The organism is Tropicibacter sp. S64 (assembly GCF_049803835.1).
GTDB lineage: Bacteria > Pseudomonadota > Alphaproteobacteria > Rhodobacterales > Rhodobacteraceae > Pacificoceanicola.
Window position 1 is genome coordinate 39,246 of the sequence record NZ_JBNAGK010000023.1, and the last position, 14,359, is coordinate 53,604.

Consider the following 14,359-nt stretch of genomic DNA (forward strand, 5'->3'; position numbering starts at 1 on the left):
CCGTTGGCCGTCTGGTCGCCGCCCTTTCGGAACTGTCCGGTTTCAAATCCGCGACTGGCAGGCCTCCATCGGCTTCGATCCGGACAATCCCTCCTCTGAAACCGACCCAACCCCTTGACCCGCCACCCCTTTCCGGGGTTTCCTGACCCACGGGGGACGAGCCGGCGAAGGGGATGACCGGCATGAGAGCAGTTTTAGTCTTGCTGGGCCTTCTCGCCCTGCCCGCCCATGCGCAGAGCGTCGGGCGGATCACCTCGGCCAGTCAGCCCGACGGCGGCCATTGCTCCGGCACGCTCATCTCCCCCGACCTCGTGCTAACCGCCGCGCATTGTGTGGCGAAAGCCGAGGGGGCCGGAATCCGGGTGCTGGAGGGGCAGGTCTTTGTCCTGCCGGAGGTGGGCGTTTCGGCCATCGGGCGTGTCGTGCTGCATCCGGGCATTCGCCCCCTCGGCACGCGGCTGAGCCCCGGGCAGGACATGGCGCTGGCGATGCTGGACAGCCCTCTGGACGCCGCGCCTGTGGCGCTGGCGGAGGCCGGACCGGGCGGGCCGCTGAGTTTCGTCAGTTACCGGCGCGAGGCCCCGGAGGCGCAGGTGCGGCAGGATTTCTGTTACGGCTCGGAGGCGCTGCCGTTCTGGCGGCTGGGCTGCCGGGTCACATCGGGGCAATCGGGCGGCGCGGTGCTGAGCGGCGAGGCGCTGGTCGCGGTGATCGTGGCGCGGCAGGGCGGGCTGGCGCTGGCGCTGCCGGTGGACGACTGGGTGATGGCGGCGCCGGAGGCGGTTGGCGCGGCCGAGGTGGAGAAGCCGTAAGAGCCGGTCTACACTCCTTTACCAAGATCGGGCATAAGGCCTCCGACTCAGGTCTTTCTCAACCGTGTTATCAGGAGGATACGATGCACGACATCCGCACCATCCGCGACAATCCCGCCGCTTTCGACGCGGCGATGGCCCGCCGTGGGATGGAGGCGCAGTCGCCGTCTATTCTCGCACTGGACGAGGCCCGCCGCGCCGCGATCCAGACCGCCGAGACCGCGCAGGCGGAGCAGAACCGCGCCGCGAAGGATGTCGGCAAGGCGAAGGCCAGCGGCGACGAGGCGGAGTTCGAGCGGCTGCGCGGCATCGTGGCTGCGAAGAAGGCCGAAGTTGCGGAGATGCAGGCGAAGGCGAAGGCGCTGGATGCCGAGCTGACGAACGTGCTGATGACGCTGCCGAACGTGATGCATCGCGATGTGCCGGATGGCGCGGATGAGACCGGCAACGTGGAGATCCGCCGGTGGGGCGAGCCGCGCAGCTTCGATTTCGCGCCGCGCGAGCATTACCAGCTGGCGGCGGTGCAGGACGGGCTCGATTTCGAGACGGCGGCGAAGCTGTCCGGCTCGCGTTTCGTCGTGCTGGGCGGCGGCGTGGCGCGGCTGCACCGGGCGCTGGCGCAGTTCATGCTCGACACGCATGTGGGCGAGCACGGGCTGCGGGAGACCTGGACACCGGTGCTGGTCAAGGAAGAGATGATGCTCGGCACGGGCCAGTTGCCGAAGTTCGGCGAGGATTCCTATCAGACCACCAATGGCTGGTGGCTGGTGCCGACGGCGGAGGTGACGCTGACGAACATCGTGCATGGCGAGACGGTGGAGGAGGTCAGCCTGCCCCGCCGCTATGTCGCGCACACCCAGTGTTTCCGCTCGGAGGCGGGCAGCGCGGGCAAGGACACCGCCGGGATGCTGCGCCAGCACCAGTTCGAGAAGGTCGAGATGGTCTCGGTTGTGCATCCGGACTGTTCGATGGAAGAGCATGACCGGATGACCGGCTGCGCCGAGGCCATCCTGCAGAAGCTGGGGCTGCCGTACCGGACGGTGGTGCTGTGCTCGGGCGACATCGGCTTTGGCGCGGTGAAGACCCATGACATCGAGGTCTGGCTGCCGGGGCAGAACACCTATCGCGAGATCTCCTCGGTCTCGACCTGCGGCGATTTCCAGGCGCGGCGGATGAACGCGCGGTTCAAGCCGGTGGATGGTGGCAAACCGCAGTTTGTCCACACGCTGAACGGCTCCGGCCTTGCGGTCGGGCGCTGCCTGATCGCGGTGCTGGAGAACGGCCAGAACGCCGATGGCTCGGTCACCCTGCCCGAGGCGCTGCATCCCTGGCTCGGGGGCAAGACCACGCTGACCGCGGAGGGCGTGCTGGCATGACGCGCCTCTGGGCGATCCTGTGCTTCCTGGCAGCGGTGGCCTTTGCCGCCTCGCCGCTGCTCGCGCCCGGCTTCAACGGCTATGAAGCCGGGCAGTTCCCCGTCCTGATCGAGGAGCCGCCGGTGCAGCCGGCGGGCTATGCCTTCTCGATCTGGGGGCTGATCTTTGCCTGGCTGGTGATCGGGACCGGTTTCGGCATGGTCCGGCGCAGCGACGATCCGGACTGGACCCCGGCCCGCCTGCCGCTCTTCGTCAGCCTCGCGGTCGGCATCAACTGGCTGCCCGTGGCCTCCGTCTACCCGGTCGCGGCGACCGTCATGATCTTCGTCATGCTCGCGGGCGCGCTCGTCGCGGTCTTCCGCACCGGAGACACCGACCGCTGGCTGCAGCAGGCGCCGGTGGCGATCTATGCCGGCTGGCTGACGGCGGCGGCCTGCGTCGGGCTCGGCGTGGTGCTTGGCGGCTATGGCTGGTTGCCGCCGACCCCGGCGGCGCTGGTCTCGCTGGCGCTGGCGCTGGTGATCGCGGTGGTGGTGCAGTACCGCCTGCACCGGGCCCCGGAATACGGCATCACGGTGATCTGGGCGCTGGTCGGGGTGATCGTGGCGAACTCCTCGCCGCTCAACGCGGCGGTGGCCGGGCTCGCAGCGCTGGGGATCGTGACGATCCTGGGGCTGCGGGGCACCGACACGGAATAGGGCGCACGCAAAAGGGGACCCTGGTGTGACGCCGTCCCGTCCAGACCGCGCCCGCCCCGCTGCGAATACCAATTGCCAGCCGCTTCCCCTTCGCTCTAGGCTGCCCGCGGCCGATTTCCCCGAAACCCTTTGAAGGTCCCGCCATGTTCCACCGCCCGCTGTCCGCGCTTGTCCTGAGCACCCTGCCCTTCGCCAGCCTCGCCGATGTCACCGGCACCTACTACGTGCAGGGCCGCAATGCCGATGGCTCCGCCTATGATGGTCGGCTGACGCTGATGCAGCAAGGCGATACCGTGGCGGCGGACTGGCTCGTGGGTGGCACCGCCTATTCCGGCTATGGCCCGCTCGAAGGCCGGGTGCTGACGATCAACTGGGCGCCCGGACAGGCGCCTGTGGTCTATGTCACCATGCCGGACGGCACGCTGCACGGCACCTGGGCCGACGGGCTGGCGCTGGAGAAGGCGACGCCGGAGTAAGACCCGGGGCGCGTTCGGCGCCTGCGCTGGCACGCTCTGTCTTAGCGGCAATGGCGTCCGTCCGGGCGCGGATCATGCCTCCGGGCGCCTTGTGAAGACCGCGACCACGCGCCCCGCACCTTCCCCGGCCGCACAGATTTTCAAACGACGCCACGGATTCCGTCTTAACAATTTTCCGAATGCCTGTACCGTTTTTCTTCGCCCACCCGGTGAATTTCGGCGGGAGAGCGCAACGTGCCGGGCGGACACGTCCGGATTCCCGACCTGTCTTGCTTCGGAACATACCATGACCCATTTCACCGGCCTTGCTGCCGCCCTGTTGCTGATGGCCTCTCCGGCCCTGGCGCAGAACCTGATCTCGCAGAACACCTCGATCCATGACCGCCTGTGCATCGGCGCCGATTGTCAGGCGGTCGAGACCTATGCCTCCGATCTGCGCCTGCTTCGCCTGAAGTCGCGGAACGCGGCCATCGAGTACATCGACACGACCACGGACCCGAATTACGTTACCAATCCCTGGATCATCCAGTTCAACGACACCAGTGCGGGCGGTGAGCCCTATATCAAGTTCCGTGACGTGGCCGCATCGACCGAGCCGTTCCGGGTGAACGGCGGAGCGCGGACCTCGGCGCTGCTGGTGGACGACACCGGCGCGATCGGGCTCGGCACCTCGATCCCGACGGCGGAGCTGGACATCCGCGACAGCGCAGTCAATGGCGGCCGGTCCCAGATCAAGATGGAAGCCACCTTCAGCTTCCTCAATGCAACCGAGGTCAAGACCGGTACGCTGGAATTCTCCACGGGGTTCGGGCTCAGCAATTTCTACCTGCATCGCAACACCGGCACCTTTCCGGTCCGCTTCTCGGTCGACGCGCCGGACAACGCGTTCAACCTCATCTCGACCGGGGGCCTCGGCCTTGGCGGCAATCCGGATGTGCCGCTGCACGTCAAGCGCGAGGACGGCACCGCTGCCCTCCGGGTCGAGAACACCGCCGCCAGCCCCGCCGCCGCCCGCGAGATGTTCCGGATGGTGAACAACGGCGGCTCCTACTTCACCCTCGCCAACACCGCATCCGGCAAGGACTGGTTCTTCGTGCACGAGAACGCCGCGGCGGGGCGGTTTTTCATCAACCATTCCGATGGCGGGCGGCAGATGGCGCTGGATGCGGCCGGGAACATGACCATCGAAGGGCAACTGATGACCGCCGGAAGCTGTTCGGCGGGTTGTGACCGAGTGTTCGATGAGGATTACCCGCTGCCGAGCATCCCCGAGCAAGCGGCATTGATGAAAGCGAACAAGCATTTGCCCAACGTCGGACCGACACCCGAGAACGGCCCCTTCAACCTCACCGCCATGACCGGCGGGATGCTGAACGAGCTGGAAAAGGCGCATCTCTATATCGCCGAGTTGCACGAGGAAAACGCCGCGCAGGCGCAAGCGCTGGCGGCGCTGACCGAGCGGATGGCCCGGATGGAGGCGCTGCTCGCGGCGTCGGCGCAGTAGGAAAATCAGGCGCTTGACAGGTCTTGCCCGTCACAGAACAGTGGCGACATGCCGCCGGGCGGGGTCGGGCGGCAGGCATTGTTTCAAGGCTCACCGGCCCGCGCGGACCCGCCCCGCGCCCGCCCCACGAGTTGCATTGCCATGCTCATCTCTGCCCTGCGCCTGTCCCTTCTCCTGCTCCCGGTCGCCGCCCCCGCCTTCGCTCAGGTTCTCCTGAACGGCAACCACAGCATCAACGGCTCTCTCTGCGTGGGGTTGAGCTGTACCGGCGTCGAGAATTTCACCGGCAGTCTCGACCTCAAGGTCAAGGATCAGGACGTCCGGATGCTGTTCGAAGACAGCTCCATTTCGGCAAACATCCCGACACGGGACTGGGCCATAGACATCAATGACAACGCCTCCTTCGGCAGCGATTACTTTGCCATCCGCGATGCGGACAGCGGACTGCGCCCCTTCTTCGTCATGGGCGGCGCGCCGCAGAACAGCCTCGTGATCGGCGCCACCGGCAACATCGGCCTCGGGACCTTCCTGCCCGAGAAGGACCTGCACATCGCGAGGCCCCTCGTCTCGGCGGTCCGGCTGGAGGTGACCAACTCAGCCCGGAAATGGGATGTCGCGGCGGACTCGGTTGGCCTGTACTTCTTCAGCTCCGCGTCCGGCAGCGGTACCATTCCCGTCGACATCCGCAACGGAGCGCCGGACACGTCCCTCACGATTGTCGCCTCCGGGAACATCGGCATGGGCACGGACACCCCCTCCGCGCCGCTGCATGTCCGGCGTGCGGACGGCACCGCTTCCCTCCGGGTCGAGAACACCGCCGCCAGCCCCGCCGCCGCCCGCGAGATGTTCCGGATGGTGAACAACGGCGGCTCCTACTTCACTCTCGCCAACACCGCATCCGGCAAGGACTGGTTCTTCGTCCACGAGAACGCCGCGGCGGGGCGGTTCTTTATCAACCATTCCGATGGCGGGCGGCAGATGGCGCTGGATGCGGCGGGGAACATGACTCTGATGGGTGAGCTCTTCACCGCCGGGAGTTGTTCGGCGGGTTGCGACCGGGTGTTCGATGCGGATTATCCGCTGCCCAGCATCCCAGAACAGGCGGCGCTGATGAAGACGCTGAAGCATCTGCCCAACGTCGGACCGACACCCGAGAACGGCCCGTTCAACCTGACGAAAATGACCGGCGGGATGCTCAATGAATTGGAGAAGGCGCATCTCTACATTGCCGAACTGGAAGAGCGTGACCGGCTGCGTGCCGAGAGCCTGACCCGGCTCGAAGCGGAGATGGCAACGATGCGCGAGACTGTTGCCGCGATGCAGGTCCTTCTCGCGGCACCAGCCGACCGATAAAGGCTTTCCAGCTATAGGAGGATCACCCATGCTCCGCCGCGCTCTGCGCATCAAAGACATGGGTGATGCACTTGGTCCAATGCAAACCGCAAAGGCCATGGAACATTGCAGCCCGCCTTGACGGCGGGCATGCGTTTCCAGGTTTCATCCGGCGCGGCGGGCTGGCGTTCCTGCAGATCGCGCCGGGAACGGTGGGCGGACCCGCAGGTGATCCCCTGCCCAACGCCCGGTTGCCCGGCATCGGGCGCGCTTGATCGGAACCGGGCGTGGCCATATCGTTTCGCCATTGTGTCAAGCCACTGTTTGTCAATCCATCCTGCCCAAAAGGAATCTCTCCGTGTCCCTGCGCTCCTCCGCCTTCGCCCTTGCGCTGCTTGCGCCTTTGCCGGCTTTCTCTCAAACCACCTTTCTCTCCGGAGACCGCAGCATCGAAGGCAATCTGTGCGTCGGGGAATCCTGCACCAGCACCGAAACCTTCACCGACACCGCGGTGCTGCGGCTCAAGGACAACAACGTGCGCCTGAAGTTCGACGACACCTCGACCGCGGTGGATGTCCCACAGCGCGACTGGTCCATCATTCTCAACGATCCCTCGTCCTCGGGCAGCGAGTATTTCGCGATCCGGGACGAGACGGCGAGCAACACCGTGTTCAAGATCGAAGGCGAGGCCCCGCCTTTCGCTCTTTACGTCGATAACAATGGCTACATCGGTGCGCAGACCCAGTTCCCGCAAAGAAACCTGCATCTGGTTGGCTCGGTGCCGGGGCTCGCCATCGACGATCCCAATGGTGCGCGGCGATGGGACCTCTGGCAAAGCTCCCTCGGCCTCCAGTTCCTGGACTACTCGACGACATATGGTCAGACCGTCACAAGGCCCAAAGTCGTGATTTTCGAAAATGGCGCACCGGAGCATTCCCTGGTTCTGGAGAGCGGCACCGGCAACGCCGGACTCGGCACGAGCAGTCCGGGCGCCGCGCTGCACGTGCGGCGTACCGACGGCACCGCCGCGATCAAGGTGGAGAATACCAGCGCGTCTACCTCCGCCGTGCGCGAAATGTTGAACATGAGCAACAAAGGCGGCTCCTACTTCACCCTCGCCAACACCGACAGCGGTACGACCTGGTACTTCACCCACGAACAGGCCGCGCCCAACCGCTTCATCATCACCGATGGCGTGGCGGACGGGCCGGAGATGACTCTGACGGCGGACGGGGATCTGACCGTGCAGGGACGTTTCATCTCGGGCAGCACCACGCTGAACGTGCCCGATTACGTGTTCGGCCCGGAGTACGCCCTGCGCCCGCTGACCGAGGTCAGGGACTTCATCGCCGAGAACCGTCACCTGCCGGACATCCCCTCGGCGGCCGAGATCGCGGACACGGGCCTCGACATGACCGACATGCAGATGCGGCTCTTGCGGAAGGTGGAGGAGCTGACGCTCTACACGTTGGATCTCGAAGCGACGAACCGGGCGCTGGAGGCCCGTCTGGCCCGATTGGAGGCGGCGCAGGCGGCGCGGTGAGAGGCCGGGCGGAAACGGCTTGGTGAACGGGGCGGGCCGCGTTAACCTTTTCGGATTGATTCAAGCTCCCTTTCGATGAGGAACTCCATGACCCGTCCCTTCCGCGCCCTTGCCGTACTCGCGCTATGCGCTCTGCCGCCTGCTGTTGGCGCTCAGACCGTGTTGACCGGCGATCACAGCGTCTCTGGCACCCTGTGCGTCGGCGGCGGCTGCGGCGACGCCGAGAGCTACCCCGAAGGCCCGTTGAAGCTGAAAGCGAACAATACGCGCATTCTCTTTGAAGACAACTCCACCACCAGCGGCTTCCCGGCCAACGACTGGCTGCTCGAGGCCAATGGCGAGAGTCCCTCCTCCGGCGACTATTTCGCCATCATCGACCAGGACACCGGCAACAATATCCTCCAACTCGAAGCGGGCGCTCCGGCCAACAGCCTGTTTGTCACGGATAGCGGCTATGTCGGTCTGAACACGACCATCCCGAGGGGGGCGCTGCACCTCGTGGACTCGAGCCACACGCCGGAATTCTATCTTGAGGATGCACGGACAGGTAATGAGAGTCTGTGGAAGGTTGCGGCCAACGACGTAGGCTTTTACGTGCGCGAAGTGCCGAGCCCCGATATTGTCCGTATCCCCTTCGAGATCAAGGGAGGCGCCCCCGACAATGCGTTTGCCGTGTCCGAGACCGGCGCGGTGGGATTGGGTATCGACGAAAGCCTCGCCGCCTCCCTGCACATCCTGCGCAGGGACGGCACCGCGAGTGTGCTTGTCCAGAACACGTCCGAAAGCCCCGCCGCCGCCCGCGAGATGTTCCGGATGGAGAACAACGGCGGCTCCTACTTCACCCTCGCCAACACCGCATCCGGCAAGGACTGGTTCTTCGTCCACGAGAACGCCGCGGCGGGGCGGTTCTTCATCAACCACTCGGGCGGCGGGCGACAGATGGCGCTGGATGCGGCCGGGAACATGACCATCGAAGGCGAGTTGTTCACCGCCGGGAGCTGTTCGGCGGGCTGTGACCGGGTGTTCGACGCGGATTACCCGCTGCCCAGCCTGCCCGAACAGATGGCCGCGATCCGCGAGGCGGGGCACTTGCCCAACGTCGGCCCGACCGACGAGGACGGTCCGTTCAACCTCACCGCCATGACCGGCGGCATTCTGAACGAGTTGGAGAAGGCCTATCTCTACATCGACCAGTTGCAGACCGCTCACGATGCCCAGGCCGCGACTGTGCGGGCGCAGACAGCGGCGCTCGCGGCGCAATCGTCCGAGATCGCCGCACTGAGACAGGACCTGGCGGCGCTGCGCGACCTCGTTCAGGCCCGGTCCGCTGCCTCGGACCAGTGACGGCAGCGATCGGGCGAAGGCGGCGCAGGTAGAACCGGGGTCTTGACGGAACCGCGTGACCGGAAAAGACTGCGCCGTCTTTCCCGAGACCATTTTGCACACAGCACCTATTGAACCCGTTCCCTGTCCGGAGCTTCCCATGACCCGATCCGCGCCCCGCGCCTTCTCCGTTCCGATGGCCTTCCTCGTCATGTCTTTCTCTACTGCGGCCCATGCCCAGACCACCGTGCTCGCCGGCGATCACAGCGTCGATGGCGCGCTCTGCGTCGGCTTTCACTGCACCTCGTCCGAAACCTTCCCCGGAGACGCCGATCTGAAGATCAAGGAGTCCGATCCGCGCCTGCTGTTCGAGGACACCTCCACGATCACCGGCGTCGCGACGACCGACTGGGAACTTCGGGCCAACGATCCAGGCACCGGGCCGGAGTATTTCGCCATCCGCAACGCCGACGCGGACCGGACGATCCTGCGGCTCGACCGCGATGCGCCCGCAAATTCGCTCTACGTCGCGTCGGATGGCCGTGTCGGTTTCGGGACCACGCTGCCGGGAGGGAAAGTCTCCGTAGAAGCCAACGATGGCTATGCGCTGCGCCTGAACCGGTCGAACACCGATGTCAGCAGCACGTTCTACAACCTCCTGATCTACCAGGACGGAACCCTCGCCATCAGCCAGCGAGTGGACGGTGTCGCCAACTTCATGATCCACAAGGACGCGATGACGGGCGGCGTCGACATATCCCAACTGGGTGTGACCGTGAACGCCTACAGCACGGCGGCAGACTTCACGGTCAAGAGCTTCTCCGATCCCTATGCGCTCTATGTCAACGGACAGTTCGGGTATGTGGGCCTCGGGACATTCTTTCCGGACTCGCAGTTGCACGTCCAGCGCACCGACGGCAATGCCAGGATCAAGGTCGAGAACACCACCGCCAGTCCCACCGGCGTGCGCGAGATGTTCAACATGACCAACAAGGGCGGCAGCTACTTCACCCTCGCCAACACCCAGAGCGGCACGACCTGGTATTTCACCCATGAGCAAGCCGCGCCCAACCGCTTCATCATCACCGATGGCGTGGCCGACGGGCCGGAGATGACGCTGACGGCGGAGGGGAACCTGACCATCCAGGGGCAACTCTTCACTGCCGGAAGCTGCGCGGCCGGCTGTGACCGGGTGTTCGACGCGGATTACCCTTTGCCGACCATTGCCGAGCAGGCGGCGCAGATAAGGGCGCTGAAACACCTGCCGAGTGTCGGGCCGACTCCGGAGGACGGTCCGTTCAACCTGACCGCCATGACCGGCGGGATGCTGAACGAGCTGGAAAAGGCGCATCTGTATATTGCCGAGCTGGAAGAGCGCGATACTGCGCGGGCGCAGGATGTGGCCAGCCTTCGCCGGCAGAACGCCGCGATGGAGGCCCGTCTCGCCCGGCTTGAAGCGGCGCTGGAGGCGCTCTTGCCGGAGAAGTGAGGCGAGGCGGCGGGCCTGCCTTTTGGATAACAATGCGGTGTCATCCGCTCGGCCGTCGCCGTCCGGCGGTCCAATTTCAGGAAAAGGATGAGTTTCAATGATCTTCAATCGAATGACAGACCGGAGCGGCATGCTCGGGGTTGGTTTGGCAGCGGGACTGATGCTGCTGGCGGCGCAAGCGGCGGCGCAGGTGACGCAACTGTCGTCCACCGACTCCTACATCAACGACGAGCTCTGCGTCGGGACCGGATGCAATGGCACCGAGGCCTATGACGACGACACGCTCACGCTGAAGTCGACCTTTCTCAAGGTGCTCTTCGACGACACTTCGGCATCGACGGCCGCGGATCGGGACTGGTCGATCCAGACCAACCTGACCTCTTCCGAAGAGTTCGTGATCGAGGATGAGACAACGGGCGCCAAACCGTTCCAGATCGCCGGTGGCGCACCGGAGTCGGCGGTTTACGTGGGCAGCAACGGGTACGTCGGGATCGGCACGACCATCCCGCAAGGCGAACTGCATATCGTTGATCCGGTAAGCAGAACCGTCAGTCTGGTCTTGCAGGCGGACGTTCCGAGTGTTTCCAAGATGCTGATGAGCTACACGGGGTCGGCGTTGCTTTTCTCGGATTTTGACCTGGGAAACGCCGTGCTCAGAATGTCCATGTCTGCACCGAGCAATGCCATGACCATTGGGAGCAACGGCAATATCGGGTTCGGTACCTCCTTGCCATTTTATGCCATGCACCTGTTGCGCACGGACGGGACTGCGACGATCAGGGTCGAGAACACCGCCGCCAGCGGGCAGGCCGCGCGGGAGATGTTCAGGATGGACAATTATGGCGGGAGTTACTTCACGCTGGCCAATTCTCAAAGCAACAAGGACTGGTATTTCGTCCACGAGAACGCGGCGGCGGGGCGTTTCTTCATCAACCATTCGGACGGCGGGCGGCAGATGGCGCTGGACCCGGCGGGGAACATGACCATCGAAGGCCAGCTCTTCACCGCCGGAAGCTGTTCGGCGGGCTGCGACCGGGTGTTCGACGCGGATTACCCGCTGCCGAGCATCGCGGAACAGGCGGCGTCGATGAAGGCGAACAAGCATCTGCCGAACGTCGGGCCGACGCCAGAGGATGGCCCGTTCAACCTCACCGCCATGACCGGCGGGATGCTCAATGAACTGGAGAAGGCACATCTGTATATCGGACAGCTGCACGAGGAAAACGCCGCGCAGGCGGCGGAGATCGCGGCCCTGCGTGCGGAACTGGCCGAGCTCCCCGGGATCGTCGCGCGGCTGGAGGCGCTGGAGGGCCGCTGAGCCGGCTTCCCGGACAGGGACGGGGACAACCGCCGTCGACCGGCCTTGCCGAAAACCCGGCCGTTCGTACACTGGTCAACAGGATCACCTCGCCAGGACCCGGCGCAACCCGTCTCCATTGGAGGATACCATGACCAGACCCTTCGCCCTTCTCACCCTGCTCCTGCTCGGCCCCGCCTCCGGCGCCTACGCGCAGGTGCTAGAAGCCAGCTCCGACGCCACCATCCGCAACCGGCTCTGCCTCGGCGGCTCATGCGCCGACGACCCTTCGCCGAATTTCGTGGCCGATGTCGACGGCACCGGACTCGAACTGCGCGATTTTCGCGGCCGGATCGACTATATCGACGCGTCGACCAGCAGCTTTCCTAACACGAACTGGGGAATCGAGTTCAATGAACCCAGTCTCAGCATCGCCGGCGGCGGCCTCGAGTATTTCGCCATCTCGGACGAAAGCGCCGGGACGGTGCCGTTCCTGATCCGGGGCGGCGCGCCGACCAATGCCTTCTACCTGGCCGCCAACGGCGATCTGGGCCTGGGCACCTCCTTGCCGCAGAAGAACTTGCACATCGTCGAAGCCGGGGAGGCAGCCATCCGGTTTCAGGACACCGGCGGCGTGCCCTATACTTGGGATCTGCGCGGCAACGAGGGGGGGTTCTACATCTATGACGTGACGCAGAGCACCATCCCCTTCGAGGTCCGCGGGAACGTGCCAACCCGCTCTTTCGTGCTTGAAGAAAACACCGGAAACCTGGGTCTCGGCCTGCCCTCGCCCGTCGCGCCGCTGCACATCCAGCGCGATGACGGCAGCGCATCGGTGGTCGTGGAAAACACCGCCGCCAGCCCCGCCGCCCCGCGCGAGATGTTCAAGATGTCGAACAACGGCGGCTCCTACTTCACCCTCGCCAACACGGCGAGCGGCAAGGACTGGTACTTCGTCCACGAGAACGCCGCGGCGGGGCGGTTCTTCGTCAACCATTCCAGTGGCGGGCGGCAGATGGCGCTGGACCCGGCGGGGAACATGACCATCGAAGGCCAGCTCTTCACCGCCGGAAGCTGTTCGGCGGGCTGTGACCGGGTGTTCGACGCGGACTACCCGCTGCCGACGATTGCTGAGCAGGCGGCGATGATACGGGAGATGAAACATCTACCGAACGTCGGACCGACCCCGGAGGATGGGCCGTTCAACCTGACCGCCATGACCGGCGGGATGCTCAATGAACTGGAAAAGGCGCATCTTTATATCGAGCAGTTGCACGGCGCGTTGCAGGCGCAAGGCGAAGACCTGGCTGAACAGAAGCGTCTGAACGCGGCGCTCCTGGAGCGCATCAACCGGATCGAGGCGGCGCTGAGTCTGCAATAGCCCGAAGCGGTCGTGCGCGGCGGGTCGGGGCGGCTGGCCATCCGTGGACCCGCCGACACTGTCCGGGAGATGGACCGCTTGACCATTTCCGGCTACGCTTTGCGCGCTTCATCCAGATTTTTTCAGTCCAGACGAGAGACATGCCATGCAATTTCCGACAGCCTCCGCCACAGCCCTGACCTGCCTTTTCACCGGCCTCCTGTCTCCGGCACTGGCGCAGGATATCAGCGGCGCCAACCTGACCCTGACGGGCAAGATCACGCAGAACGGGACGAGCACGAATTACTTCGAAGGCAGCTATTCGTCCTTCAATGGCTCCATGTGCGTGGGCAACAGCTGCCTTACAACCGAGGCCAACGGACTCGGCAACCCGGCCATCAAGCTGAAGTGGTCCGAGCCGCAGATCATCATGGACGATACCAGCAGCGCCACCTTCAACGACCGCGACTGGCGGATCGGGCCGGCGCGCAGCGGCTCGGCGCGCGTCTTCATGATCATGGACGAAGGCACCGATTGGGAAAACTCCGACGAAGTCATCCCGTTCAGCATCGTCGGCGGAGCGCCGGCGAATTCCTTCTGGCTCGACAGCCAGGGCAGGCTTGGCCTAGGCACCTCCATTCCGCAGAACCGGATACACATGGTCGCCGCCGACAGCCCCGGTATCCTGTTCGACCAGGTCGGCTCCAACGGGAACCAGCGCTGGACGCTGTCCGGAAACGAAGAGGCCTTCTATCTCGGCAATGCGGATACGCTGGATTACCCCCTGATCGTCGATGTCGCCGCGCCCGATGGAGCACTGCTCGTCGACGGCAGCGGCAACATCGGCGCGGGTGTCAGCGTCCCCCTCGCCCCCTTGCACGTCAGCCGCACGAATGGCACCGCTCGTGTTCTCGTGGAAAACACTGCCGCAAGCCCCGCTGCCCCGCGCGAGATGTTCAAGATGTCGAACAACGGCGGCAGCTATTTCACCCTCGCCAACACAGCGAGCGGCAAGGACTGGTACTTCGTCCACGAGAACGCCGCGGCGGGGCGGTTCTTCGTCAACCATTCCAGTGGCGGGCGGCAGATGGCGCTGGACCCGGCGGGGAACATGACCATCGAAGGCCAGCTCTTCACCGCCGGAAGCTG

At 65.1% G+C, this 14,359-nt stretch carries 12 protein-coding genes; all 12 read left to right on the top strand.

The window, feature by feature from the left end; genetic code table 11:
• Positions 1-182: 182 nt before the first annotated feature.
• Positions 183-812: a trypsin-like serine peptidase gene (locus ACP159_RS24485; RefSeq protein WP_425099084.1), complete on the top strand. Its 630-nt coding sequence runs from the start codon at positions 183-185 to the stop codon at positions 810-812.
• An 83-nt stretch (positions 813-895) separates the two neighbouring features.
• Complete coding sequence (gene serS, locus ACP159_RS24490; RefSeq protein WP_425099085.1) at positions 896-2,188, top strand: serine--tRNA ligase; 1,293 nt, start codon at positions 896-898, stop codon at positions 2,186-2,188.
• Positions 2,185-2,886 (top strand): hypothetical protein, encoded by a 702-nt coding sequence (locus ACP159_RS24495; RefSeq protein WP_425099086.1) that lies wholly within the window; start codon positions 2,185-2,187, stop codon positions 2,884-2,886. Before serS ends, ACP159_RS24495 begins: the two co-directional genes overlap by 4 nt.
• A 143-nt stretch (positions 2,887-3,029) precedes the next feature.
• Positions 3,030-3,362: a hypothetical protein gene (locus ACP159_RS24500; protein WP_425099087.1), complete on the top strand. Its 333-nt coding sequence runs from the start codon at positions 3,030-3,032 to the stop codon at positions 3,360-3,362.
• A gap of 286 nt (positions 3,363-3,648) precedes the next feature.
• A complete protein-coding gene (locus ACP159_RS24505) occupies positions 3,649-4,866 on the top strand; it encodes a hypothetical protein (protein ID WP_425099088.1) in 1,218 nt (405 codons plus the stop codon).
• A gap of 141 nt (positions 4,867-5,007) precedes the next feature.
• A complete protein-coding gene (locus tag ACP159_RS24510) occupies positions 5,008-6,219 on the top strand; it encodes a hypothetical protein (protein WP_425099089.1) in 1,212 nt (403 codons plus the stop codon).
• A 337-nt stretch (positions 6,220-6,556) separates the two neighbouring features.
• Positions 6,557-7,741, top strand: a complete 1,185-nt coding sequence (locus ACP159_RS24515) for a hypothetical protein (protein ID WP_425099090.1) — start codon at positions 6,557-6,559, stop codon at positions 7,739-7,741.
• 87 nt (positions 7,742-7,828) lie between these two features.
• Positions 7,829-9,085 carry a hypothetical protein gene (locus ACP159_RS24520; RefSeq protein ID WP_425099091.1) on the top strand — a complete coding sequence of 419 codons (1,257 nt, stop codon included), beginning with the start codon at positions 7,829-7,831 and terminating at the stop codon, positions 9,083-9,085.
• 139 nt (positions 9,086-9,224) lie between these two features.
• Positions 9,225-10,553 (top strand): hypothetical protein, encoded by a 1,329-nt coding sequence (locus ACP159_RS24525; protein ID WP_425099092.1) that lies wholly within the window; start codon positions 9,225-9,227, stop codon positions 10,551-10,553.
• A gap of 112 nt (positions 10,554-10,665) precedes the next feature.
• On the top strand, positions 10,666-11,871 hold the full coding sequence (locus ACP159_RS24530) for a hypothetical protein (RefSeq protein ID WP_425099093.1): 1,206 nt from the start codon (positions 10,666-10,668) through the stop codon (positions 11,869-11,871).
• 130 nt (positions 11,872-12,001) lie between these two features.
• Positions 12,002-13,231, top strand: a complete 1,230-nt coding sequence (locus tag ACP159_RS24535) for a hypothetical protein (protein WP_425099094.1) — start codon at positions 12,002-12,004, stop codon at positions 13,229-13,231.
• A gap of 145 nt (positions 13,232-13,376) precedes the next feature.
• On the top strand, positions 13,377-14,359 hold a 983-nt coding region (locus ACP159_RS24540), incomplete at its 3' end, for a hypothetical protein (RefSeq protein ID WP_425102320.1).